The sequence below is a fragment of the Mesorhizobium carmichaelinearum genome (assembly GCF_900199455.1).
In the GTDB taxonomy this organism is placed as follows: Bacteria; Pseudomonadota; Alphaproteobacteria; order Rhizobiales; family Rhizobiaceae; genus Mesorhizobium; species Mesorhizobium carmichaelinearum.
In genome coordinates this window covers 289267-314287 of the sequence record NZ_FZQR01000003.1, presented here as the reverse complement: position 1 = coordinate 314287, position 25021 = coordinate 289267, and the positions used below count along the sequence as shown (strand labels likewise).

Below are 25021 nucleotides of genomic sequence, written 5' to 3'. Positions count from 1 at the left end.
AAGAACCGCCGGTCACTTTTTCGTAAGGTCGAGGTCGAAGACCATCAATCCATCGGTGCCGCCTTCGAGTGCTGCGACCAGTCTTGCGCCGGCGCGCTGGTGCGCTTCATGCACGAGATAGGCGTCGCGCGCGGCGACATCGCGGAAATCGATGGTGAAGCCATGGCTGAAGCCACGTGCGAAAGGTTCGGGGCTGACGTTGGCGCTGAACTGGACGGTGTCCATGCCGTCGATCACCTGGCGTAGCGCTTCGAGGTCGGCATGGATCGCCGCGCGCTCGTCCTCGGGAACATCGTCGCGAAACCTGACGAAGACACAGTGCCTGATCATTTTCTTTCCCTTCAAGCAGCCCGGTTGCCGGAAAACACAGCCGGCGGCAGCGGTTCGCGACCGAGGATCAGGTCGGCGCCCTTTTCGCCGACCATGATGGTCGGGGCATTGGTGTTGGAGGAAGGCACGCGCGGCATCACCGAGGCGTCGCAGACGCGCAGACCTTCGATGCCGCGCAGCCGCAGGTCCGGTGTCACCACGGCCATCTCGTCATGGCCCATGCGGCAGGTGCCGACGGGATGGTGGTCGGTCTTTGCGGTGCGGCAGGCGTAGTCGAACAGTTCTTCGTCGGTCGCCAGCGATGGACCAGGCAGCACTTCGCGCAGCACGTAAGGAGCAAGCGCCTTCTGCCGCATGATCTCGCGTGCCAGCCGCAGCCCTTTGATCGACATGGCGCGGTCATAGGGATCGGACCAGTAGTTCGGGTCGATCAATGGATGGTCGGCCGGGTCGGCGCTCTTCAGCCGCACCGTGCCGCGCGAGCGCGGGCGCAGGAAGGCCGAGTTCAAGGTGACGCCTGGGTTGTTCAGCTTCTCGACACCGGCTTCGATGCCGGAGCCCAGGCCGAGATGGAACTGGATGTCGGGCGAGGCGGCTGTCGGGTCGGCGTACCAGAAGCCGCCGGTCTCGAACAGGCTGGAGGCCACGGGGCCCTTCTTCAGCAAGAGATATTGCAGGCCGGCCCAGGCCGTTCGGTGCAGCTTGGCGTAGTTGTCGTAAGTGTGATCGCCGGTGCATTCGGCGATGACGAACAGATCGAGATGGTCCTGCATGTTCGAGCCGACGCCAGGCAGGTCATGCACGGGTGTCACGCCCACCGATTTCAGGTGGTCGGCCGGACCGATGCCCGACTGCATCAGCAGTTTTGGTGAACCGATGGCGCCGGACGAGACGATCACCTCGCGATCGGCACGCAGGATTTTCTTTTCGCCGCCGGGCCGGTCAACGATTTCGACGCCGATGGCGCGGCCCTTTTCGACGATGATGCGGGTCACCAGGACATCGGTCCGGACGGTCAGGTTCTTGCGCGCGCGGATCGGCTTGAGATAGGCGACCGAAGCAGACGAGCGCCGGGCGTCCTTCTGGGTCAGCTGGTAGTAGCCGACGCCTTCCTGGCTCGCTCCGTTGAAATCCGGATTGAAGGGAATGCCCATCTCCTGGCCGGCGCGGAAATAGGCCTCGCAGATCGGCAGCGGCGAGATCGGGTTCGAAACGCCGAGCGGTCCCTGGTCGCCGTGGAAATCGTTGGCGTAGCGCTGGTTGTTCTCGGCGCGTTTGAAATAGGGCAGCACGTCGCGGTAGCTCCAGCCGCTCAGCCCCTCTTCCTTCTCCCACGCGTCATAGTCGCGGGCGTTGCCGCGCGTGTAGATCTGGGCGTTGATGGAGGAGCCGCCGCCGACGACCTTGGCCTGGGTGTACCAGAAGACGCGGTCCTTCATGTTTTTCTGCGGCACGGTCGACCAGCCCCAGGACGCGATGCCCTTGGTCATCTTGGCGAAGCCCGCCGGCATGTGGATGTAGGGATGCCAGTCCTTGCCGCCGGCTTCCAGCAGCAGCACGGAATTCGAGGGGTCCTCGCTCAGCCGGTTGGCCAGAACACAGCCGGCCGGGCCGGCGCCCACGATGATGTAGTCGGTCATTGTCTCATCCACTTACAGTCGCGGCACGGAGAGCGCGCCGTCGACGTTGATGATCGAGCCGGTCGAAAAGCCGAGCTTGCCGGCGGCAAGTGTCGCCACCATCGCGCCGATGTCGGAGGCCTCGCCCCAGCGTTTGGCCGGCACCAGCCCGCTGTGGATCAAGGCATCGTATTTAGCGGTCACGCCTGCCGTCATATCGGTGCGGATGATGCCTGGCCGCAGCTCGAACACGCCGATGTTTTCAGGGGCGAGGCGCAGTGCCAGGTTCTTCACCCACATGGAAAGCCCGGCCTTCGAGATGCAATATTCGGAGCGCTCGGGCGAGGCCATCTCGGCGCTGACCGAGGTGACGGTGATGATCGATTTTGCGTGGTCGCCCGGTGCGGCCAGCATCGCCTTGGCGACGGCCTGGCTGAGGAAGACCGTGCCGCGCAGGTTGATATCAAGCGTACGGTCGAAATTTTCGGGCTTGAGCTCCAGCAGATCGCCGCGCACCACGGCGCCGACGCCAGCATTGTTGACCAGGCAGTCGATGCGGCCGAAGGCATTCGTTGCGGCGTCGACCAGCGCGGCGTGACCATCGAGGTCGGCGATATCGCATCTGACGTAGGCGAATTTTGCGCCGCGCGGGGTGATGTTTTCGGCGAGCCCGTCGGCAGCACGTTCAGCAAGGTCGGCGATGAGGATGTCGAAGCCGGCATCGGCCAGCGCTTCCGCACAGGCCAGCCCAATGCCGCGCGCGCCGCCGGTGACGATGGCAGCGGGGCGGGTCATTGGACGCTAGCCTTGAGGATGTCAGCACCGCCCCTCATCGCCCTGCCGGGCACTTCTCCCCGTATAGTGACGGGGAGAAGGATGCTGTCATCGCCGCTTTCGCCAATTGCCAAGGAAGCGCCGAGGTTGCGGCCAGCTTTCTTCTCCCCGTTCACGGGGAGAAGGTGCCGGCAGGCGGATGAGGGGCGGCGCTGACCTATCATGCGGCGAGCTCCACCTTGCGGATATGGTCCGCCACCCGCAGCGCCTGAGCCGCGATCGACAGCGCGGGATTCACGGCAGCCGAGTTGGGCAAAAAACTGCCGTCGACGACGAACAGGTTCTGGTGGTCGAACGACCGGCAGAAGGGGTCGAGCGGGGAGATTGCCGGATCGTCGCCCATTTTGACCGTGCCGCATTGGTGCGAGGGGGTGCGCTTGTCGAAGGGGCGCGACAGCACGATGGGATAACCGCAGGCGCGGAAGTTCTCGCGCATCACCTTGGTCAGCCCGTCGAGCGACTGCATGTTGGAACGCCGCCACTGCATGACGATGTCCTTGCCGTCGACCATGATGCAGCTTTCGGGATCGGGCAGGTCCTCGCACATCAAATACCAGTCGACGGCGTGGCCGGCCATGTAATCCAGCGCGAATTTCGGCATCGTCTTCACATTGGCCTTGAGCATGTTGCCGTCGATCTTGCCGAGCAACTGGACATTGCCGAGCGGCTTGCCGCCCTTGCCGTCGGACAAATAATAGTCGTTCAGCATCAGCGTCTTCTGGTAGACGGCATCGTTCCTGCGGCGTGGATCGATGGCCAGCATGGCGCTCGAATTGTGGTTCATGAAATTGCGGCCAACCTGGTCGGAGCGGTTGGCGAGACCCTTGCCGCCCCCCTTTCCATTGGCGGATGAAGGCGAGCGCAGCAGGATGACGGCGGAATTGACTGCGCCGGCGGAGAGGATGACCAGCTTCGGCGACACTTTCTTCAGCTCGCCATTCTGGCGATAGTGGATCGCGACGATGCTTTTGCCGTCGGGTGCCGCCTCGAGATACTCGACGTAGCAGCCGGTCTCGAGCCGTATGTTGCTGTCCTTGAGCGCCGCCGCCAGTGGCGCCGTCTGGGCGTCCATCTTGCCCTGGCCGGTGTTGGGGAAAGCGTCCCAGCCGGTTCTGCCTTCCCTGAGCCAGGTATCGATGTCGACGCCGAGCGGCAGTGAGGCCGGATGCAGGCCGAGGCCCTTGAGCTCTGCGCGGGCGCGGGCGATCGGCGCCTCGTCGGGCACCGGTTTGTAGGCATAGGGGATCGAATGAAACGGCTCGGTCGGATCCTCGCCCAGTGTGCCGCGCACGCGAAACAGCTGCTCGGCCTTGGAATACCAGGGTTCGAACTCGTCATAGGAAAACGGCCAGGCCGGCGAGACGCCGCCAAAGTGCTCCATGGCCGAAAAATCTTCCTTGCGGTAGCGGATCAGCACCGCGCCGTAGAATTTCGAGTTGCCGCCGACATAGTAGTAATTGCCGGGGTTGAAGGCCGCCCCGCCGGCCTCGCGCCACATCTCCTTTGGCCGGTAGTGGCCGTCGACGAAGATCGACCTCGTGTCGCGCGCATGCGGGGTTGCCGGCAAGGGCTCGCCACGCTCCAGCATCAGGATCGAGGCGCCGCTGCCGGCCAGACCGGAGGCGATCGTGGCGCCGCCGATGCCGGAGCCGATGATGACGATGTCCGGATTTGTCATAGCCTAAATCGCGTCCTGACGCGCTTTAGGTTTTTGTTTTGATGCATGTCGTTGCCCCAAAACCGGATCCACTTTTGGGCGACATACATTAGCGGATGCGGTTCTCGGTCGCCGGATCGAAGAACACCGCCTTGGTCAGGTTGAAGGCGAGCGGCGTGCTGGTGCCAGGCTGGATGTTGGCGTCGGCGCGCAGCCGCGCCACAACGGGCTTGCCGCCGAGATTGGTCACCGCGAAGGTGTCGGAACCCGCCGGCTCGACGACTTCGATGTGCAGGTCGGCGGTGGCAATGTTGGAGGCGTTGCGTTCGGCACCCTCCGGATCGGTCAGCGCTTCCGGCCGCACGCCGAAGATGATCGGCTTGCCCTGGAATGCCGAGAGACCCGTCGGCGCGTTGGCCATCGGCAGCGTGATCGGCTCGCGCGCCTCGCGCTGCAGCACGACGGACAGCGCATTGCCCGATGTGGCGATGGTCGCCGGGATCAGGTTCATGGCCGGGGAACCCATGAAATCGGCGACGAACAAATTGGTGGGGTTGTTGTAGATCTCGGCCGGGGTGCCGAACTGCTGCACCTCGCCGTCGCGCATGACGGCGATCTTGGTCGCCAGCGTCATTGCCTCGATCTGGTCGTGGGTGACGTAGACGATGGTTGTGCCTGTCGTGGCATGCAGGCGCTTGATCTCGATGCGCATGTCGACGCGCAGCTTGGCGTCGAGGTTGGACAAAGGCTCGTCGAACAGGAACAGCTTGGGGTCGCGCACCAGTGCACGGCCCATGGCGACGCGCTGGCGCTGGCCGCCGGAGAGCTGGCTCGGCTTGCGCTGCAGCAAGTGGCCGATCTGCAGGACCTTCGCCACCTTGTCGATCGCCTTCTGGCGCTCGTCGGCGGGTACGCCGCGCATTTCCATGCCGAAGGAGATGTTTCCGGCCACGGTCATATTCGGGTAGAGCGCGTAGCTCTGGAACACCATGGCGATGTCGCGCTTGGACGGATGCAGATCGTTGATGGCGCGGCCCTCGACGCGGATCTCGCCCTCGGTGATCTGCTCCAGCCCGGCAATGGTGTTGAGCAGCGTGGACTTGCCGCAGCCGGACGGGCCGACCAGCACCAGGAAGCCGCCCTTTTCGAGCTCGACATCGATGCCTTTCAGGATCTCAACATTCCCGAAGCGCTTCTTCAGCCCGTCAATTTCCAGAAAAGCCATGGTCGTTCCTTCTGAATTGGTCAGCCTTTGACCGCGCCTGCCATCAGCCCGCGCACGAAATAGCGGCCGGCGACGACATAGACGATCAGGGTGGGGAGAGCCGCGATCATCGCGGCCGCCATATTGACGTTGTATTCGACGACGCCGGTCGAGGTGTTGACGACGTTGTTCAGCGCCACCGTCATCGGCATGGCGTCGCCGGTGCCGGCATAGGCGGACGCGAACAGGAAGTCGTTCCAGATGTTGGTGAACTGGTAGATGACGGTGACGACGAAGATCGGCATCGAGTTCGGCAGCATGATGCGGCGGAAGATCTGGAAGAAGGAGGCGCCGTCGACCTGGGCGGCCTTGATCAACTCAGTCGGGAAGGCCTCGTAATAGTTGCGGAAGAACAGCGTGGTGAAGCCGATGCCGTAGACGACGTGGACGAAGACGAGATTGACCGTCGAATTGCCGAGACCGAAGCTTGTTCCGACCGAGTTCTGCAGCGTCACGCCGAAACGGCCGACGCTGCCGAGGATCGTCGCCATCGGCAGCAGCACCGACTGGAACGGGATGAAGCAGGCGAACAGCATCAGGCCGAACACCAGTGTCGCACCGCGAAAGCGCCATTTGGTCAGCACGTAGCCGTTGAGCGCGCCGAGCATGGTCGAGATCAGCACGGCGGGAACCACCATCTTGATGGAGTTCCAGAAATAGCCCTTGATGCCGGCGCAGGTGAGGCCGACGCAGGTCTCGCCCCAGGCCTTTAGCCACGGGTCGAAGGTCGGCGCCTTGGGCAGCGCCAGCATGTTGCCGTTCTGGATCTCGTCCATGGTCTTGAACGAGGTGACCAGCATGACGAACAGCGGCATCAGGTAGAACAGCGCAAACAGGGCCAAAAGCCCGTAGATGACAATACGGTTGAGGGTCTTGGTGCTCATGCCGCTAGAGGCCTGGCGGGCAGGGGTGGCGACAGCGCTCATCGCGGCTTCTCCCGCAGTTCCGAATAGAGATAGGGCACGATGATGGCGACGATGGTCATCAGCATGATCACCGCACTCGCCGAGCCGACGGCCATCTCGTTGCGCTTGAAGGTGTACTCATACATGAAGTTGGACGGCAGCCAGGCCGAGCCGCCGGGGCCGCCGGAGGTTAGTGCGACCACCAGATCGTACGACTTGATGGCGAGGTGCGCGAGCACGATGAAGGCCGACAGGAAGATCGGCCGCAGCAGCGGAATGACGATGCGGCGATAGAGCTGGAAGGTGGTGGCACCGTCGATCTGCGCCGCCTTCATGATCTCGCCGTCGATGCCGCGCAGGCCGGCCAGGAACATCGCCATGATGAAGCCGGAGGCCTGCCAGACGCCGGCGATGACCACGGTGTAGATGACGAAATCCTTGTTCTTGATCCAGTCGAAATGGAAACTCGTCCAGCCCCATTGATGCAAGGTCTGTTCGAGGCCGAGGCCGGGGTCGAGGAACCACTTCCAGGCGACGCCGGTGACGATGAAGGACAACGCCATCGGGTAGAGGTAGATGGGGCGCAGCACGCCTTCGCCGCGGATCTTCTGGTCGAGCAGGATGGCGAGGAACAGGCCGAGCGCCAGGCAGATCAGGATGTAGAGAAAGCCGAAAATGCCCATATTGGTGATCGACGTGTACCAGCTCGATGGCGGGTCGGTGTCGAAGGTCCAGCCCCACAGCCGCTGATAGGCGCGCGAGCCGGTGATGACATAGGACGGGAAGGTCTTGGAGTTGGTGAAGGACAGATAGATCGTCCACAGGATGAAGCCGTAGACGAAGACGATGGTGATGGCGAAGCTCGGCGCCAGCACGATCTTCGGCAAGGCGTCCTGCAGGCGCGAGCGCACGGAGGGGCGCGACCGCTCCGGCGTCAGCTTGATCTGGCTTGTTGCTACCGTGCTCATGAGCTCCTCCCGCTTCGGGTCGTCCGTGCTCTGCCGTCAGGCGGCAAGGCGACCCATGCATACGGGTCTTTGGTCGGCATGGTGTCGAGCCGGCCAATCCTGAGATGAAACCTTCCCCGCCGAAGCGGGGAAGGTGTTTTTCTGGCTAGCTTACTTGGCGTCGTCGATGGCCTTGACCAGTTCGGTCACGGCTTCGTCCGAGGTCTTGATCTGACCATGGACGAACTTCGAGACGACGTCCTTGTAGGCATTGGCAACCGCCGGAGGCGCGCCATAGCCCTGGGCCAGCGAGCCGAACAGCGTGCCGCCGTCGTTGGCCTTCTTCAGGTCGGCGATGCCCTTCTTGCCGCAAGCGTCGAAGTCGGTGTCCGGAACGTCGGTACGGGCCGGAACCGAACCCTTGACGACGTTGAAGGCCGACTGGAAGCTCTTCGACAGTGTGGCGGTGGCCAGTGCGACCTGGGCGGCCTTGCGGTCGTCCGGAACGTTGAACATGCCGAACATGTCGGAGTTGTAGATGACGGAGCCGTCGGTGCCCGGGAAGCGATAGCACAGGAAGTCGGTGCCGGGGGTCTTCTTGGCGGCGTGGAACTCGCCCTTGGCCCAGTCGCCCATGACCTGCACCAGAGCATCGCCCTTGATGACCATGGCGGTGGCAAGGTTCCAGTCGCGGCCCGAGAAGTTCGGGTCGACATAGGTGACGAGCTTGGCCAAATTGTCGAACGACTTCTTCATCGTGTCGGATTTGAGCGAGGCGTCGTCGAGGTCGTTGAAGGCCTTCTTGTAGAACTCAGGTCCGCCGGTCGACAGCACGACCGAGTCGAACATGGTGGCTTCCTGCCAGTTCTGGCCGCCGAGAGCGAGCGGGATCACGCCTGCCGCCTTGGCCTTGTCGAGCAGGGCAATGAAGTCGTCGAAGGTCTTCGGCTCGGTGCCGCCGATCTTGTCCATGACGGCCTTGTTGATCCACAGCCAGTTGACCGAGTGGACGTTGACCGGAGCCGCGACCCACTTGCCTTCATAGACGGAGAACTTCTGCAAGGCGGCCGGAACCGACTTGTCCCAGCCTTCCTTCTTCGCCGTCTCGGTCAGGTCGCCCATGACGCCGGCCGCCGCATAGTCGAGCACGGTGTAGCCGAGCATCTGCGAGGCGGTCGGATAGTTGCCGGCCGCGACCATTGCCTTCAGCGCGGTCATGGCAGCGTCGCCGCCACCGCCGGCCACCGGCACGTCCTTCCAGGCATAGCCTTCCTTGGCCAGATCGCCCTTCAGCACGTTGAGAGCAGCCGCTTCGCCGCCCGACGTCCACCAATGCAACATCTGCACTTCCTTGACGTCCGCGGCATGCGCCGAGAACGCAAAGCTCGTCGCAAGAGCCGTTCCGATAAGCAATTTGCGCAACATGTACTTCCTCCCTTGTTGCATTACACGACCGGTGGCAGCCCACCGGGTTCTTCCAAACTCAGCCGACCCACCATCCGGTGCGCTGGCCGCGATGAAACTGGATTGTCTTTTCCTCGGTATAATCCTCGACGGCGCGTTTGCCGAGTTCGCGTCCGAGACCGGACTGCTTGTAGCCTCCGAAAGGCAGCTCGGGATAACCTTCCATGAATGTGTTCACCCAAACCGTCCCCGAACGCACCCCACGCGCCACCGACATGCAAGTGTCGATGCTGGCGCTCCACACGCCCGCAGACAGACCATAGGGCGTGTTGTTGGCGATGTGCAACGCCTTTTCAATCGTTTCAAAAGTCAGCACGGAGAGAACCGGGCCGAACACTTCCTCGCGCGCAATCGCCATGTTCTCGGTGACGTCGCGTAAGATGGTCGGATCGAGATACTGGCCGGCATTGGAGGCCAGCTGCTTGCCGCCGCTGTAGATGTTGCCGCCTTCGTTCGCAGCCACCGCAACGTAATCTGTTACCTTGGCCAGATGCTCGGACGAGATCATCGCGCCGACCTTGGTTCGATCATCCAGTGGATCTCCCACTGTCACTTTCGACGTAAGTGCCTTCACAGCGGCAAGAAAATCGTCGGCGATCGCTTCATGCACGATCAGCCGGCTGCCGGCATTGCAGCATTCGCCGGCGTTGAAGAAGCCACCGAAAACCGCCGCGTCGGCCGCCGCTTCGAGGTCGGCATCGGGGAAAACGATCTGGCCATTCTTGCCGCCAAGTTCCATCGAGACTTTCTTCAGTGACTGCGCGGCCGACGCCATGGTCATCTTGCCGACGCGGGTGGAGCCGGTGAACGAGACCATCTCGACCAGCGGATGGCTGACCATCGGGGCGCCGACATCGGCGCCAAGACCAGCGAGGATGTTGACGACGCCTGCGGGCAGGCCGGCCTCAAGCAGGATGTCGCCGAGCACGAAGGTCGAGGCCGAGGTCATTTCGCTCGGCTTGACCACGGCCGTGCAGCCGGCGGCGAGCGCGAAAGGCAGTTTCTGGCTGACGATCAGGAACGGGAAATTCCACGGCGTGATGATCGAGACGACGCCGATTGGCTCGCGCACGACCACGCCCAGCATGGCGTCGCCGAGATTGGCATAGCTCTCGCCATGCAACGTGCGGGCGAGCGATGCGGCATAGCGCCAGATGTCGACGGCGCCGCCGATCTCGCCGCGCGCCTGAGCGATCGGCTTGCCGGATTCCAGCGCGTCGAGCCGGGCGATGTCTTCCAGCCGCGCCTCGATCAGGTCGGCCGCCTTGAGCAGGATGGCGGCGCGTTCGGAGGCTTTCATGCGCGGCCACGGGCCGGCCTCGAACGCTTTGTGCGCGGCCTGCATGGCGGCTTCCACCTCGGCCTCGCCGGCCTGCGCATAGCGCGAAACGGTGAAACCATGGCCGGGGCTCTTGCGCTCTAACGTACGGCCGTCGCGGGCATCGACATGCTTGCCGTCGATCAACAGCCGATAGGTTCTTGGCGCGGCTGACGCCTCGGCGGGCATGGCGATGTTGAGGGGGGCGTTCATCAGGATTGTCTTCTCTAGCTTCTTGAAAATGCCGGCTTCTGCTTGGTCTTGAAAGCAGTCACACCAGCCTTGAGATCACCGCTGAGCGCGATGAAGCCGCTGGCCAGCGCTTCGGTCGCGGCGGCACTTTCCTCGCCTTCGGCGACCGCGATCATCAGCTTGGCCGCTTCCGTCGCCAGCGGGCCGCGCTCGGCGATCTTTTCGGCCCAGCTTCTGGCTTCGGCTAACCCGCTACCGGTTTCGACAACTCTGTCGACGATGCCCAAACGAAGCGCCTCTGCCGCCAGGAAAACTTCACCGCCCAGCGCCATGCGCCGCACCGTCTGCGCGCCGAAGCGGCGCACCGCGCGTTGCGTGCCGGACCAGCCGGGCACGACGCCGATCGAGGTTTCCGGGAAGCCCAGTTTCACATGCGCCTCGGCAACCCGGAAATCGCAGGCGGCCGCCAGTTCCAGCCCGCCACCCAGCGCATGGCCGGACAGCACGGCGATGGTCGGTTGTCGCAGCCGCGCCAGCCGGTCGAAGACACGGTGGCCGTAGCGCACCCATTGCACCTGGAAATCGGCGGCGCTCATCTGCGCCCACGCCTCGACATCGCCGCCGGCGCAAAAGCCCTTGCCTTCGCCGCGAAGCAGCACGACGCGGACGCCTTCGGCCATCTCCGCCTCGTCGAGCGCGGCTTCCAGCGCGCGCAGCATCGGGATATCCAGCGCGTTGAACTTTTCCGGCCGGCGCAAGGTGACGATGCCGATGGCGCCATCCTGCTCAAATGTAACGAGGCGCTCAGCCATGCGCGCCTCCGAGCGAGGCGCCGCCATTGAGCGACAGGCCGATCGGCCGGTCCTGGTAGAGCGCTGCCGGCGTCACCTTGAGATCGTTGGCGACACCGAGAGGCATCTCGGCCTGGGCCAGGACATCGCGCTCGAGGTCGATGCCGGGTGCCAGTTCCGTCACCATCAAGCCGTCCGGCGTCAGCTTCATCACGCAACGCTCGGTGACATAGGTGATGTCCTGACCTTGAGCGACGGCACGCTTGCCGGAGAAGGAGATGTGCTCGACCTCGTTGACCACCTTCTTGACCTTGCCTTCAGCGTCGATGCGGATGCCGCCATCGGCCAGTGAAAGTTTGGCGCCGGCGTTGAAGAAGCCGGAGAAGACGATCTTCTTCGCCCGCGCGGTGATGTCGACAAAGCCGCCGGCGCCGGCGGTGACATGCGGACGCGCCGACAATTTCGACACGTTGACCGAGCCGTGGCGGTCGATCTGCAGGAAGGAGAGTAGCGAGGCGTCGAAGCCGCCGGCCTGGAAATAGATGAACTGATGCGGCGAGGGCATGATCGCCTCGGCGTTGGAGGCGCAGCCGAACTTGAAGTCCAGTAGCGGCACGCCGCCGACCGCACCCTGTTCGATCACCCAGGTGACCTTGCCGTGCTGGCCTTCTTCCAGAAGGATGCGCGGCACATTGGCGGAGATGCCGAAGCCGATGTTGACGGCCATGCCGTCGCGCAATTCCATGGCGACGCGGCGCGCGATCACCTTCTGCACGTTCATCTCGGCATTGCGGAAGGTCGACAGCGGCCGGAAGATCTCACCCGAAATCGCCGGATCGTAAGGCGTCAGCGTTGTCTGCAACTGGTCCGGCGCGACGACGATATGGTCGACCAGCACGCCGGGCACGCGCACATCATGCGGCTTCAGCGTGCCGTTCTCGACGACGCGCTTGACCTGCGCGATGACGATGCCGCCATTGTTGCGGGCGGCGAGCGCCTGTTCGAGGCCGCCGAGATAGGCGCCCTCGTGCTCATAGGTGAGGTTGCCGCGCTCGTCCGCCGTGGTGGCGCGGATGATCGAGACCTGCGGGACGATCGAGCGGAAATAGAGCCATTCCTCGCCATCGAACTGCTGCACCGACACGATCGGCTCGCTGGCGGCAGCATTCATGGCGCAGCCCTGGTGACGCGGGTCGGCAAACGTGTCGAGACCGACCTTGGTCAGTACCCCCGGCCGCTTGGCGGCGGCCTCGCGGTGCATGTCGAACAGGATGCCGGATGGCACGTTGTAGGCGGCGACCGAATTGTCGCCGATCATCTTCCAGATCTGCGGCGGCTCGGCGGAGGAGGGGCCGGACGGATAGGAGCCGCACAGCGTGCGCTTCAACAGGCCGGGCTTGGCCAGATGATCGATGCCCTTGATGCCGTACATGTCGCCGGCGGCGATCGGGTGCAGCGTGGTGATGTTCTTCGGATGACCTTCGGTATCGAAGCGTTCGCCGATAGCGGCCAGCACGGCGTCCGGGCAGCCAAGGCCGCTCGATGACGACACGGAGACGGTCATGCCATCCCTGATCAGGCTGGCTGCCTGTGCTGCGGAAACGACCTTGCTCAATTCATGCTCCCGAGTTTCGGGTCGATCTTGATGGCCTTGCCGGAGCTGGCCGATTGCAATGCCGCCTCAGCTGAGGTGAGTGACCAGATACCGTCCTCGCCGGTGGCGGCAGGCTGGCCGACACCGTGGATAGCGGCATGGAACCGCCGGACGGACCTGACGTAGAGATCCTCGTGGTCGAAGCTCAATGGCTCCTCACCCTTGTCCGTGCGCAACAGCACCGAGCCGTCCGGCTTCTGGGTCATCACATTGCTGGCGATCAGCGAGCCTTCCGAACCATGCACCTCGAAGCCGGTGCCGGCGAATTTGGTGGTGAAGCCCTCATGCGACTGGGCGATGAGGCCCGACTTGAAGCGCCAGATGCACATGGCGCCGTCTTCCAGCCCGCCGCCGGCCATGCCGGCGGCTTGCGTAAAGGCCGTGACCTCGACCGGATCGTCGCCAAGCACGAAGCGCAGCGTGTCGGCATCGTGCACGGTGATGTCGAGCACCACGCCGCCGCCGGCTTCCGGCTTGGTGATGCGCCAGCCCTGCAGGTTCTCCGGCAGATAGACGGAATGGAAGACGCGCGCGGCGATCGGCTTGCCGATGCGCCCCGCTGCGATCGCCTCGCGCATGGCGCGATGTGCGCCGGCATTGCGCAGATGATGGTTGGTGCCGAGCACGATGCCAGCGGCCTTGGCCGAACTGACCATCCTACGCGCATCGGCGCTGGTCAGCGCCAGGGGCTTCTCGCACAACACATGTTTTCCCGCCTTGATGGCGGCAAGCGCCTGTTCGAGATGCAGTTCATTGGTGGTCGAGATGTAGACCGCGTCGATATCCTCACCAAGGAGCTCGTCAAGCGTCGAGACCGCAAGCGGAATGTTGTTTTCCACGGCATATGCCTGGGCCCGCTCCGGGCTGGAGCTCATCACCGCCGCGATCTTGCCATCGGCCTGCGCACGAATGGCATTGATCATGAATTGCCTGGCGATCGTGCTGGCGCCGATCAGCCCCCATTTGACACTCACGCGGCGCCTCCCGTTCCCGTAGGTCTGTTTCGCGTGCGGCGATCCGGACCGCAGCTTTCCCTGACCACGAGATTGACCGCGCCGATATGATCTTCGGCGCGGGTGGTGCGCGACTGGATCATTTTCAGCATGACATGGGCGGCGCGTTCGCCGAGTCCCGCGGAGTCCACAGCGACGCTGGTCAAAGCCGGCATATAGTGCTCGGCCTCGGCGACGTCGTCGAAACCGACGATGGCGAAATCCGCACCAGGCTCAAGCCCACGCTTGCGCAACGCCAACATGGCGCCAAAGGCGACGGCGTCGTTGAAGCAGAGGGCCGCGGTCGGCGGTTCAGCCATCGCCAGAGCCGTTTCGAGACACGCGATACCACCTCTGCGGCTGGTCTCCCCCTCGACGACAAGCGCGTCGCGCGCGGCGATGCCTTGCGTCTCGCAGGCCTCGCGAAATCCGCCAAGGCGCTCGTGATAGACCACCAGATCGGACGAGCCGCCGAAGAAGACCAGCCGGCGATGTCCCTTGCCGATCAGATGTGCGGTGGCGAGATACGCGCCGCGATGATTGTCGGGCGCAATCACCGGGATGCGGCTTTCCGGCAAGCGGCGCATGGCGAAGACCACCGGCACGCCCGCCATCTCCAGCCGCCGGAAAGCGCCTGGCGTGGTGCCGCGCGCCGGCGACACGATGAGCCCGGCGACGCCCTGCTCCATCAGCGACTTCAGTACCTCTTCCTGGCGCACCGGATTCTCCGCCGTGTTGCCGATGAAAGGCACGATGCCGGCCGACTGGAAGACACGCTCCATGCCGACCGCCAGTTCGGCGAAGAACGGATTGGTGAGATCGTTGATGACCATGCCGATGACGTTGGAATGGGCCTTGCGCAGATTGGCGGCGCCGCGGTTGTAGACATAGCCGACATCCTCGATCGCCTTGCGCACCTTGACCGCGGTCTCAGGCCGAATCAGCCCGCTGCCCTGGAGCACGAGCGACACCGTCGATTTGGACACGCCCGCCTCGCGGGCAATGTCGAATATCGTCGCCTTGGCCCGGCTGGCCATCCCAGATATCTCCTCCCGGTTTCTCATCAAATCTATTGGAACGTTCTAATCATTGGTTCAATCGTGAGTCAACCACGATTTTTTCTCGGCCTGAAAAACCGATTGTGCGTACTCAAATGGCTTATCGTACAAGGCTTTCGGTATTGCAACGCAGCATTTGCCCGCCAATGCGTTCCCGATCTAAAGGTTCTTGATTTATTGGAACGTTCCATTTATAGGCGCTGCGAAGGGAGAGATCCATGGACATTGCCTTGCCTGGTGAGGGTGGCCGCAGCACCCGTTACACGCTTGTCGGACAACCGGTGCAGCCGGTGACCGGCGCGCGGTTTTCGCGCATCGCCTATGCCGCCGCGCATGTCGTTGCCGATCCCCTCGAAATGACCGATCCATGGTCGCGTCCGGTGGTCGACTGGGACAGGACGATGGCGTTCCGCCACCATTTGTGGCGGCTCGGCTTCCGCATTGCTGAGGCGATGGACACGTCGCAGCGCGGCATGGGTTTCGACTGGGCCAATGCGAAGGAATTGATCCGCCGTTCGATCGCTGAGGCGCGAACGGTTCCGGGCGCCGATCTTGCTTCGGGCGCCGGGACCGACCATCTGGCGCCGGCGTCGGCCAGGACACTGCACGATGTGATCGCCGCCTATGAGGAGCAGTTCGCTTTCATTGAAGGCCAGGGCGGCAAGGCGATCATAATGGCCAGCCGCGCTTTGGCGGCTGTCGCGAAGGAGCCGGACGACTACGCCGCCGTCTATGACCGCATCTTAAGCCAGGCCTCCGGCAAGGTCATCCTGCACTGGCTGGGCGATATGTTCGACCCGGCCTTGAAGGGCTATTGGGGCAGCGGCGATTTCGAGACCGCGCTCGATACGGTGGTCGCCATCATCGAGCGCCATGCAAGCAAGGTCGAAGGCATCAAGATATCGCTGCTCGATGCCGGCAAGGAGGTCGCGCTGCGCAACCGGCTGCCGGATGGTGTCGTGATGTTCACCGGCGACGATTTCAACTATCCCGAATTGATCGCCGGCGATGGGAAGAAACATTCACATGCGCTGCTCGGCATTTTCGACGCCATCGCGCCAGTCGCCAACGCCGCTCTGGCGAAACTGGCCGCCGGCGATCAGGCTGGCTATGACGCGCTGATGGCGCCGACCGTGCCGCTGTCGCGAAAGATCTTCGAGGCGCCAACCGAATATTACAAGGCCGGCATCGTCTTCATGGCCTGGCTGAACGGCCACCAGGACCATTTCGCGATGGTCGGCGGCATGCAGTCGGCGCGCGGCATCCGCCATTATGCCGAAATCTTTCGCCTTGCCGACCAGGCAGGCCTGCTGGCCGATCCCGACCTTGCCATATCGCGAATGAAGAGCCTGTGCGCCGTCGCGGGCGTTTGAGCCTGACGAAATTGGGTGGGAAGTATCCCTCTGCCTCGGGGATTTGCGGAGGTGCAGAGACGCAGTCCTGCGAGATCTACAATCTCGGGCACCAGAGCCACGTCCGCGGCTCGCCGTGGCCTGGCGTGTATCATTTTAATACAATCCCCAATTGGTAGACTCGCGCGAGATACCGGCAGTTAATTCCTCCCGTCAGGCCAAAGAGGAGGGAAAGGCCGCAGACCGGGAGGAAACGATGTCTGTACAAAAAGAAGATTATCGAACGAACAAAGCCGACTATCTGATTGCTGCGACGTATGGCCGAACGACCGCGGATGATGGCGACCGCGATGAGCTCCTGGCAAAAGGGAAGCTCCTGCGGCTAAGAGATCGGCGATTCGCCAAATTGGCGGCAAACCCGGCGGAAAGCTCGCCAGGGCCGAGAGCCAGACCGCGTGGTTAGCGCCGGCAACTCGTTTAGCGAGCTGAATGCATGAAAAGCCCCGCCGACCGGGAGTCAAGCGGGCTTTCTGGACAGCGTTTTGGGATGTCCAACGATCCGAGAGGATCGGTTTCAATGTGGAGTCCTCTTCGATCCGGCGCATCGGCCGAATAGATGAAGGCCGACCGATTGGACGTCTGCCAAGAACAACGACTATCTGAGTTGGCAAGGATTCCAGGCGCTCACGCTTGTTCAGGACGGCGTGGGAAACGGCGACCGACAACGGTGACTCGATCCGACCATTATCGTGGAGCGGCCAACGCGATCGGCAAAAAAGCAGATCTATCGCCTATATCTTTGTCTGGATGGTGGGCGTGACAGGGATTGAACCTGTGACCCCTGCAATGTCAATGCAGTGCTCTCCCGCTGAGCTACACGCCCATCCGAAGCCGCGCATACACCATTTTTGGTCCGGCGCGTCAATAGCGAGAAAAAGGAAAGAAGGCGTCGTCTCGCCGCAGCGGCGATGCCTTAGCGGAAGGCGGCTCAGGCCGCGTGCAGCATCTTCTCGACCTCGTTGACGAGATCGCGCAGGTGGAAGGGCTTCGACAGCACCTTGGCGTCTTTCGGCGCCTTGGAATCCGGGTTCAGCGCGACGGCGGCGAAACCGGTGATGAACATGACCTTGAGGTCGGGATCGATCTCCGTGGCGCGCCGCGCCAGTTCGATGCCGTCCATCTCCGGCATGACGATGTCGGTCAACAGCAGCGAGAACGGTTCCTCGCGCAGCCGCTCATAGGCGCTGGCGCCATTGTCGAAATCGCTGACCTGGTAGCCGGCGCGTTCCAGCGCCTTGACGAGGAACCGACGCATATCGTCGTCGTCTTCCGCCAGAAGAATGCGTGCCATGATATCCCGTCCGAATCACCCGCTCGAGACTGCCGTCGGGCAGGCCCGTTAACCATCCTGTATATGAGGAGGTGACGGTAAACATCAAGTGAACGCGGCGAAGCATTATCCGCATTCGGCAAGGCGACGCGCGTGGCGAAATGCTGGACATGCGGCCAGCAAGGTGGCACTTTCATACCATGATGCATCGGTGTTTTCGGGTTCGTGCAAATTGAAGACGGCAGCCGAGGATTTTGCGGTCGTTCAACCCTTCGAAATCCGATCGGGCGCCGAGCAGCGCGTCCCCTTCCTGTTCAACTCGCCGCATAGCGGCCGCTACTATCCGGAACGCTTCCTCGCTATGGCGAGGCTCGACCGCAACGCCATCCGCCGCTCGGAGGATTGCTACGTTGACGAGTTGTTCGGCGGCGCCGTGGCGCTTGGCGCGCCGATGCTGGCGGCGAATTTCCCGCGCGCCTATCTCGACGTCAACCGCGAGCCGTGGGAACTCGATCCGCGCATGTTCGCCGAGCCGGTGCCGTCCTTCTGCAACATCCGCTCGGCGCGGGTGGCGGGCGGACTTGGCACCGTGCCCAAGCTGGTGGGCGAGGGGCTCGACATCTATTCCGGCCGCCTGCCGCTCGCTGAAGCAGTCGCCCGCATCGAGGCCGTCTACAAGCCCTATCACGAGACGCTGAAGCGGCTTTTGACCAGGACCCATGCCCGTTTCGGCTTTGCCGTGCTGATCGATTGCCATTCGATGCCGGCAAGCATCCGTGTCGGCGACAGCGGCCTGCGACCGGACTTCATCATCGGCGACCGTTTCGGCATTTCCGCCACCGCCGCCCTGACCGAGACGGCGATCGGCCTGCTGACCGCCATGGGCTATACCGTCGCCCACAACAAGCCTTATGCCGGCGGCTTCATCACCGAGCATTACGGCCGCCCGGCGCGCCATCTGCATGCGCTGCAGATCGAGGTCAATCGCGGGCTCTACATGAATGAACGGACCTTCGAGAAGATCGCCGGCTTCGATGCGCTTGCCGACGATCTGACGCGATTTTCAGCGGATCTGATGGCAATGCCCGACCATCACTTTATCGACCTGCCGCTGGCGGCGGAGTGAAATCGCGGCTTGTTTTCATGCATGTCGTTGTCCCAAAACCGCTAAACACTTTTGGGCGACATGCATTGGAGCCGCAAGGCGAAAAAAAGACCGCATCGTTTGCACGATACGGTCGAAGTCTAGGGAGGAAACGCCCAAGGAGGGCATGGACAGGAAAACCTGTCCGAGGTCGAGGGTATTGTGCGGTGCACAAATGTCAAGCGACCTTCAGGCTTTTTTAATTCAGAGTGATGTGGAAATTGCGTTTCGATGACGTTCATGTGACATTTGGGCAACAGCTGTCACGGCGAATAAATCGATAAACAGGCTTGTTTTGGCGGGAAAGTGTCGGCAGAGCCCGGTTGGGCACTCGGCAATGCGGGAGAATCAGTTGGACGTCAGCATCGATTTCATGCGCCGTATCGCGCAAGCGGCAGCGGCCGAGACCTTGCCGCGCTTTCGCGCCCAGGGTGCCGTGGCCAACAAGGAAAAGGGCAGCTTCGATCCGGTCACGGAAGCTGACCGCGAGACCGAACGCGCCATCCGGGCGCTGATATCGGCGCAGTATCCCGACCATGGCATTCTCGGCGAGGAGCATGGCAGCGAGAACATCTCCAGCCGGCATGTCTGGGTGATCGATCCGATCGACGGCACCCGCGCTTTCATCTCCGGCCTGCCGGTGTGGGGGACGCTGGTCGGGCTGACGGTCGACGGCGACGCGGTCGCCGGCATGATGGCGCAGCCCTTCACCGGCGAACTGTTCTACGCCAACGCCTCGGGCTCGCACTATGAGGGGCCGGGCGGACCGCGCAAGCTTTCGACCCGCAAGACAACCAGCCTCGCCGATGCAACGCTGTTCACCACCACGCCGGCGCTGTTCAAGGGCGAGGCACGTACGCGCTACGACGCGTTCGAAAAGCAAGTCCAGCTCGCCCGTTACGGCGCCGATTGCTATGCCTTTGCCATGATCGCATCGGGAAGCGTCGACATCGTCGCCGATCCCGGCCTGAAGCCCTATGACATCGTGGCGCTGATCCCGATCATCGAGAAGGCGGGCGGCGTCGTCACCACCTTCGACGGCGGACCAGCGGAAAAGGGCGGCGATGTGCTGGCGGCGGCGACGCCGGAGCTTCACGCCGCCGCCATGGCAGCCCTGCGCGGCTGATATCTTCGCGCCTTCCTTGGCGAAATGGCTTCAGCGCGGCTTGATCGAGCGCTGGAATTCCGCCGGCGTGCGTCCGTAGACCTGCCTGAACGACGCGCTGAAATGGCTGTGGCTGGAAAAGCCGAGATCCATGCCCAGCGTGGTCAGATTGTCGTAGCGGCCGAGCAGGTCGAGCGCGCGCGCCAGCCGCAGGCGCAGATGATAGCGATAGAGCGGCATGGCCTCGACCTGCTGGAACATTTGCGTGAGATAAACCGGCGAAACGCCGACCTCGGCGGCAATCTCGGCTAGCGTCCAGCGCCGTGACAGGTCCGACGCCAGGACGAGCTTGGCGCGGTCGACCAGCTTCTGCCGTCCGGGGCTGGCGCCGGCGACATGCGAGGTGCGCTCGCCGAGCGAGCGCCGCACCAGTGTCAGCGCCAGCGTCTCGGTCTCCAGCGTTTCGGCGACATTGCGGCGCAGGCTGTGGCGCAGCAGGGCCACCAGCGCCTGCGCGCGGGGATCGATGCGCCGGCGCTGGCGACGAAAGCCCAGGACGCCGCTGGAACGCAACTGCCCCTTCGGCGTCAGCTCGCGCAACTGGCCCTCCTCGATGACGAGATCGAGGCAGGCATCACCGCCCTCGACGGGATGGCTGACCCGGTAAGGCTCGGCCTCATTGAAAAACAGCAGCTGATTGGCTTCCGCCACGGCGTCATTGCGGCCGACATGGCGCACGAAGACGCCGCGATAGGGGAACACCAGATGCGTCGCCGACGTGCACTCTTCATCGCTCCGGTGACGGCATTCGCCGCTGCAGAGGACGTCCCGCACCTTGGCGATGCCGGTGTCGAGAAGCGGCTGAACCGTGAATTGCGACATGGCCGTTGTGCTCATCCCTATGCCGGAAATGATTCCGGCATTGCGATGAGCACATTACGCAAGCGGCCTGCCCAATCCTGTCAGGAGACTTCTCGGCAAGCGCCTCTCAATCCCACAGAAGCAGTTCGCCGTTTCATGGAATCGGCGAACTGCTCCTGCTTTTTGTTTTGACGCAATTCCCGTGGGAAAACCGCTTCCCACTTTTCCCGGAATTGCTTTAGCGCCGCCTGAACTCCGAATAGGCCTGGCCGCGCGACAGACCGATGTCCTTGAGCTGTTCGTCGGTCATTTCCAGCAAGGCAAGGCGGCCTCGGCGTTTCTCCATCTGGCGGGCGATCCATTTCGCTGCCGCGATGCATTGGGCGTGCAAGGCTTGCAGGATGGTCGTGGTGCGGACTGGCGGCGCCGGGACCTGGCCAGCCAGGCGTTGTGCCGCTGCACGATCGAGGCGCATGGCTCAATCCTCGCTCACGCCGGACGCCGATGCGCCGGCCTCGTTCAGCGCCTTCGCGCATTCCTCGCAGCAGACCTCGACGGTCTTGCCGCCGATCTTGACGCGGATCGGGTTGGCGTCGAGCTGGCAATCGCAGGCGGCGCAGGTTTTCTCGGTCATGATCTCATCTCCATGGCGTTCAAATTCGACGCATTGAGATGAGCATTCCGAGGCAGGCGCGGGCTGTCAGAATCTTTAGCGGTTTACGTGCCGTGGCGCGCGGCTGGTCGATCATCCTGACAACGGTGTGTCAGCTATGCCGACCTGTGAAGGCGCCGGTCAGGCCGTCGGGTCGTCCGAGCCGGGGATGAAGGCGTCGAAGGCGGCGAGGAATTGTTCGCGGTAGAGGTCGACTTCCTGCAGGATTTCATGCTTGGAGCCGTCGATCATCAGCATCGAACCGAGCCGCAGACTTCTGGCGTAGGCTTCCACCGCCTTGGTCGAGACGACCTGGTCGGCGCCGGCGGCGATGATCAGCAGCGGCACCTGAATCCTGGCCATGAAGTCGGGATCGCTGACCGCTTCCGACGCCTTCGCCGCTGCCTGCAGCCAGCGGATCGTCGGGCCGCCAAGCGCCATTCGCGGGTGCTCCTCATAGATGCGCGTATTGCGGCGATAGCGCTGCGGATCCGACGTCACCTTGTTAGCCTCGAAAGGCAGCGTGTGTCTGGGACGTGGACCCCAGGCGGCATAGAGCCGGCCAAGGCCCAGAGCGCAGAAAATCGAACAGATGCGGCGGACCGTCGTGATCGAGACCGGCAGGTCGGGCAATGTCAAGAACGGCGCGATCAGCACCATGCGGCGCACGCGGTTCACCATCGACGGCGCGGCAAGCAGCGCGATCACTGCGCCTGCGGAATGGGCGAGGATGTAGTACGGCCCGCGGCAATCGGGCAGCACGATCTCCTCGAAGAACTGTTCCAGATCGGCCGTATAGTCGCGGAATGAGCGGACGTAGCCGCGCTGGCGATCGCGGATCAGCCGGTCGGAATCGCCCTGGCCGCGCCAGTCGAGCGTGGCCACGCCAAAGCCGCGGGCGGCAAGGTCGCGGATGGTTTCGAAATATTTCTCGATGCACTCGTTGCGGCCGGACAGCAGCACCACGGTGCCCCGCATCGGACGCGTCACTGCGGCGAACAGGCCATAGCGGATCTTCTTGCGATCGCGCGTGACGAAGAAGCCGCCGGTGGCGTTTTCCGGTCGCGGATTGCCCTCGGTTTCGTGGAAAAGCGGCGTGTCGTCGAAAAGGTCCGTCATTCGGCGCTTTGTGCTCGGCGTCTTCAGGGGCCAGCCTCTCGCGGTTGGCCTCGTCAAGGTGATAGACGCCAATGCATCAAAAGCAAAGCAAATCCGGCCTATGCCGGCACTGTAACGGGGAAGGCCGGAAGCCGCTCGATGGCGTGCTTCCGGCCCCTGTCGATCCGGGAGGAAGGGACGTTAACACCCGGTCGGCCTCGTTGCGGCACCTCTGCAAAATCCGGCGCCGCCAATCCTTGATCTTGCGGTCACTCTAGCGGCGCCTGTCTGAACGAGCGCCGAAGCGACGGTTCATCTGCCGTTCATCAAGGGCAGGGCGCTTCGCTTTTTGCCATACGGCGAAACTTGAAATGCCTTCCGGCGCTCCCCAGATGTGGGTTGCGGTCGCCAATGTTGGGGCCGCTGGTCCTGCCGAAACGCCGCTTACGGGTTTCGCACCGGCCATACGCAAACCATGTTGCTCAACAGGAGAACACCTCATGCGTCACGTTGATTTTTCCCCGCTTTACCGTTCGACCGTCGGCTTCGACCGTCTCTTCACCATGCTGGATTCGCTGGCGCAGCCCGATGGCGCGCAGACCTATCCGCCCTACAACATCGAGCGCACCGGAGAGGATTCCTACCGGATTTCGATGGCGGTTGCCGGCTTCTCGGACGAGGAAATCTCGATCGAAGCCCACCGCAATGTGCTGACGGTGAAGGGTGAGCGCAAGGACGAGGGCACCGGCGAAGGTTCCGAGCTGCTCTATCGCGGCATTGCCTCCAGGGCTTTCGAGCGCCGCTTCCAGCTTGCCGACCACGTTGAAGTCGTCGGCGCCGCGCTGAAGAACGGCCTGCTCTTCGTCGACCTCAAGCGCAACATCCCCGAGGAACTGAAGCCGCGCAAGATCGCGATCACCTCGGCTCCGGCCAAGGCCAAGCAGATCGAGGCCAAGACCGCTGCGTAACGCAGCCCAGGAATAGAAGCGTCTCCTCCCGAGACGAAAGCGGCGCCGAAAGGCGCCGCTTTTTTGTTGTCCGGAAAGCTGATTATCCGGCGATCAAGTGGCCAAAGCGGTCGACTTCCTCTGGAGTCGTGGCAAAGCTGGTGACGAAGCGGTAGAGCAATTCGTCCTCGCCAATATGGCCGTCAAAGCCGTGCGGCTTGTGCCAGTCGTAGAAGGCAGCGCCCGCCGCCTGCAGCCTGTCGGCCTCGGTCTTCTTGATCACCGCGAACACTTCGTTGGCCTGCGGCAGCCAGGCCAGCTTGGCGTGGGCCGAATCCTCGATCGCCGCGGCGAGGCGCGCGGCCATGGCGTTGGCATGGCGCGCGGTGTCGAGCCACTGGCCGTCCTTGAAATAGGCTTCGAACTGCGCGGCGACGAAACGCGACTTCGAAAACAGCTGAGCGGCACGTTTGCGCAGGAAGGCCAATTCCTTGGCGCGGTCGAGGTCGAACAGCACGATCGCCTCGGCGCACCAGCAACCATTCTTGGTACCGCCGAAGGAGAGGATGTCGACACCGCGTTTCCAGGTCATTTCGGCCGGTGTCGTTTCGAGTGCCGCCAGCGCATTGGCAAAGCGGGCGCCATCCATGTGCAGCGGCACGGAATGCCGTTTGGCGATGGCCGAAATCGTCTCGATCTCGTTCAAACCGTAGATGGTGCCAACCTCGGTCGACTGGGTGATCGAAACCGCCATCGGCCGCCCCCAGTGGACGATTTCGGGCGCGAAGCGGCCAATAGCCCGCTCCAGATTGTGCGGGTCGATCTTGCCCAGGGCACCGTCGACGGCATGCAAGCGCGCGCCGCCTGAGAAATATTCCGGCGCACCGCACTCGTCTTCGATGACATGCGATTCGCGATGGGCAAAGGAGATGCCGCCGGGCTTGTTGAAGGTGGTCAACGACAGCGCGTTGGCGGCGGTGCCGGTCGCCACGAAGAACACCGCGACCTCGCGTTCGAAAATCTCACTGAAGCGCTGGTAGACCGCCTGGTCGAACGCGCTGTCGCCATAGGCGGTGGCAAAGCCGCCGGCCGCGGCCGACAGGCCGGCAACGATCTTGGGATGGGCGCCTGCCCAATTGTCGGAAGCGAAGAACATGCATCTGCCTATGTTGGGGGAAATCGGGGTTTTGGGGGAAATCGGCGCGGAGTTGACCGGTTTCACGCCCCAACCGCAAGGGGCCAGATGCCGGAAAACCGTTGAAGCCAATCAACTCAGCGCTACGGGATCGGCGACTGAAGCTTACGTTTTCCCTCAACTTCACGTAATTTTATGTCGCGGAAAGCCCAAGTTTTTTGTGAATCGGTCTTGTGTGCGTCGGGGAATTCTGCCATAAAAATTTAGGACAGTAGTGCTGTCTTATTTTGTCGCACAAAACAGGCTGGATTGGCGTAACATATTGGCCTCTCCGGCTGTTGCTGCGAGCGACAGGTGGACGGTCAGACTCTG

General features: G+C 63.0%; 23 protein-coding genes and 1 tRNA gene. 4 read left to right on the top strand and 20 right to left on the bottom strand.

The annotated features are described in order from the left end of the window. Nucleotides 1-12: 12 nt before the first annotated feature. The 13 genes from CKW40_RS08115 to CKW40_RS08045 all read right to left on the bottom strand — a co-directional run bounded on the left by CKW40_RS08115 (nucleotide 13) and on the right by CKW40_RS08045 (nucleotide 15004). Nucleotides 13-330: a Dabb family protein gene (locus tag CKW40_RS08115; protein WP_095199421.1), complete on the bottom strand. Its 318-nt coding sequence runs from the start codon at nucleotides 328-330 to the stop codon at nucleotides 13-15. An 11-nt stretch (nucleotides 331-341) separates the two neighbouring features. Continuing rightward, the gene (locus tag CKW40_RS08110; protein ID WP_095199420.1) at nucleotides 342-1970 is read right to left on the bottom strand and encodes a GMC family oxidoreductase; all 1629 of its coding nucleotides are present in this window, start codon (nucleotides 1968-1970) and stop codon (nucleotides 342-344) included. Nucleotides 1971-1982: 12 nt separating this feature from the next. Further along, a complete protein-coding gene (locus CKW40_RS08105) occupies nucleotides 1983-2744 on the bottom strand; it encodes a 3-ketoacyl-ACP reductase (protein WP_095199419.1) in 762 nt (253 codons plus the stop codon). Between the two features lie 199 nt (nucleotides 2745-2943). Continuing rightward, the gene (locus tag CKW40_RS08095; protein WP_095199417.1) at nucleotides 2944-4461 is read right to left on the bottom strand and encodes an FAD-dependent oxidoreductase; all 1518 of its coding nucleotides are present in this window, start codon (nucleotides 4459-4461) and stop codon (nucleotides 2944-2946) included. A gap of 88 nt (nucleotides 4462-4549) precedes the next feature. Continuing rightward, the gene (locus CKW40_RS08085) at nucleotides 4550-5665 is read right to left on the bottom strand and encodes an ABC transporter ATP-binding protein (RefSeq protein WP_095199415.1); all 1116 of its coding nucleotides are present in this window, start codon (nucleotides 5663-5665) and stop codon (nucleotides 4550-4552) included. A gap of 20 nt (nucleotides 5666-5685) precedes the next feature. After that, the gene (locus CKW40_RS08080; RefSeq protein ID WP_095199414.1) at nucleotides 5686-6630 is read right to left on the bottom strand and encodes a carbohydrate ABC transporter permease; all 945 of its coding nucleotides are present in this window, start codon (nucleotides 6628-6630) and stop codon (nucleotides 5686-5688) included. Next, complete coding sequence (locus CKW40_RS08075) at nucleotides 6627-7577, bottom strand: carbohydrate ABC transporter permease (RefSeq protein ID WP_095199413.1); 951 nt, start codon at nucleotides 7575-7577, stop codon at nucleotides 6627-6629. The genes CKW40_RS08080 and CKW40_RS08075 overlap by 4 nt, the downstream gene beginning before the upstream one ends. 150 nt (nucleotides 7578-7727) lie before the next feature. Continuing rightward, complete coding sequence (locus CKW40_RS08070) at nucleotides 7728-8981, bottom strand: ABC transporter substrate-binding protein (RefSeq protein ID WP_095199412.1); 1254 nt, start codon at nucleotides 8979-8981, stop codon at nucleotides 7728-7730. A 58-nt stretch (nucleotides 8982-9039) separates the two neighbouring features. Beyond that, complete coding sequence (locus CKW40_RS08065) at nucleotides 9040-10551, bottom strand: aldehyde dehydrogenase family protein (RefSeq protein WP_095199411.1); 1512 nt, start codon at nucleotides 10549-10551, stop codon at nucleotides 9040-9042. Between the two features lie 14 nt (nucleotides 10552-10565). Continuing rightward, nucleotides 10566-11342: an enoyl-CoA hydratase/isomerase family protein gene (locus CKW40_RS08060; protein WP_095199726.1), complete on the bottom strand. Its 777-nt coding sequence runs from the start codon at nucleotides 11340-11342 to the stop codon at nucleotides 10566-10568. Next, complete coding sequence (locus CKW40_RS08055; RefSeq protein ID WP_095199410.1) at nucleotides 11335-12936, bottom strand: acyl CoA:acetate/3-ketoacid CoA transferase; 1602 nt, start codon at nucleotides 12934-12936, stop codon at nucleotides 11335-11337. The genes CKW40_RS08060 and CKW40_RS08055 overlap by 8 nt, the downstream gene beginning before the upstream one ends. Beyond that, nucleotides 12933-13949, bottom strand: a complete 1017-nt coding sequence (locus tag CKW40_RS08050) for a Gfo/Idh/MocA family protein (protein WP_095199409.1) — start codon at nucleotides 13947-13949, stop codon at nucleotides 12933-12935. The genes CKW40_RS08055 and CKW40_RS08050 overlap by 4 nt, the downstream gene beginning before the upstream one ends. Further along, nucleotides 13946-15004, bottom strand: coding sequence for a LacI family DNA-binding transcriptional regulator (locus tag CKW40_RS08045; protein WP_095199408.1), 1059 nt, complete (start codon nucleotides 15002-15004; stop codon nucleotides 13946-13948). The genes CKW40_RS08050 and CKW40_RS08045 overlap by 4 nt, the downstream gene beginning before the upstream one ends. Nucleotides 15005-15243: 239 nt before the next feature. Here CKW40_RS08045 and CKW40_RS08040 point away from each other — a divergent pair, with 239 nt between their 5' ends. Beyond that, nucleotides 15244-16398, top strand: a complete 1155-nt coding sequence (locus CKW40_RS08040; protein ID WP_095199407.1) for a dihydrodipicolinate synthase family protein — start codon at nucleotides 15244-15246, stop codon at nucleotides 16396-16398. A 787-nt stretch (nucleotides 16399-17185) separates the two neighbouring features. On the opposite strand, the gene CKW40_RS08030 is transcribed toward CKW40_RS08040, so the two are convergent. After that, nucleotides 17186-17260: transfer RNA gene (locus CKW40_RS08030), tRNA-Val, on the bottom strand. Nucleotides 17261-17365: 105 nt separating this feature from the next. Further along, entirely contained in the window at nucleotides 17366-17728 is a 363-nt protein-coding gene (cpdR, locus tag CKW40_RS08025; RefSeq protein ID WP_010911372.1) for a cell cycle two-component system response regulator CpdR, read from the bottom strand. A 163-nt stretch (nucleotides 17729-17891) separates the two neighbouring features. Here cpdR and CKW40_RS08020 point away from each other — a divergent pair, with 163 nt between their 5' ends. After that, a complete protein-coding gene (locus tag CKW40_RS08020) occupies nucleotides 17892-18833 on the top strand; it encodes an N-formylglutamate amidohydrolase (protein WP_095199724.1) in 942 nt (313 codons plus the stop codon). Between the two features lie 370 nt (nucleotides 18834-19203). Next, complete coding sequence (gene hisN, locus CKW40_RS08015; protein WP_095199723.1) at nucleotides 19204-19977, top strand: histidinol-phosphatase; 774 nt, start codon at nucleotides 19204-19206, stop codon at nucleotides 19975-19977. Nucleotides 19978-20007: 30 nt separating this feature from the next. Here the strand turns inward: hisN and CKW40_RS08010 are convergent, their stop codons facing one another. From CKW40_RS08010 to CKW40_RS08000, 4 genes are all read right to left on the bottom strand, one after another. Beyond that, nucleotides 20008-20838 (bottom strand): helix-turn-helix transcriptional regulator, encoded by an 831-nt coding sequence (locus CKW40_RS08010; protein WP_095199722.1) that lies wholly within the window; start codon nucleotides 20836-20838, stop codon nucleotides 20008-20010. A 217-nt stretch (nucleotides 20839-21055) separates the two neighbouring features. Beyond that, on the bottom strand, nucleotides 21056-21292 hold the full coding sequence (locus CKW40_RS08005; RefSeq protein ID WP_095199406.1) for a DUF1127 domain-containing protein: 237 nt from the start codon (nucleotides 21290-21292) through the stop codon (nucleotides 21056-21058). Between the two features lie 3 nt (nucleotides 21293-21295). Next, a complete protein-coding gene (locus tag CKW40_RS43695; RefSeq protein WP_179297878.1) occupies nucleotides 21296-21451 on the bottom strand; it encodes a hypothetical protein in 156 nt (51 codons plus the stop codon). A gap of 159 nt (nucleotides 21452-21610) precedes the next feature. Further along, nucleotides 21611-22588, bottom strand: coding sequence for an alpha/beta fold hydrolase (locus CKW40_RS08000; protein ID WP_095199405.1), 978 nt, complete (start codon nucleotides 22586-22588; stop codon nucleotides 21611-21613). A gap of 479 nt (nucleotides 22589-23067) precedes the next feature. Here CKW40_RS08000 and CKW40_RS07995 point away from each other — a divergent pair, with 479 nt between their 5' ends. Then, nucleotides 23068-23535, top strand: a complete 468-nt coding sequence (locus tag CKW40_RS07995) for an Hsp20 family protein (RefSeq protein WP_013893124.1) — start codon at nucleotides 23068-23070, stop codon at nucleotides 23533-23535. An 82-nt stretch (nucleotides 23536-23617) separates the two neighbouring features. On the opposite strand, the gene CKW40_RS07990 is transcribed toward CKW40_RS07995, so the two are convergent. Then, the gene (locus tag CKW40_RS07990; protein WP_095199404.1) at nucleotides 23618-24670 is read right to left on the bottom strand and encodes a threonine aldolase family protein; all 1053 of its coding nucleotides are present in this window, start codon (nucleotides 24668-24670) and stop codon (nucleotides 23618-23620) included. Between the last annotated feature and the right edge of the window lie 351 nt (nucleotides 24671-25021).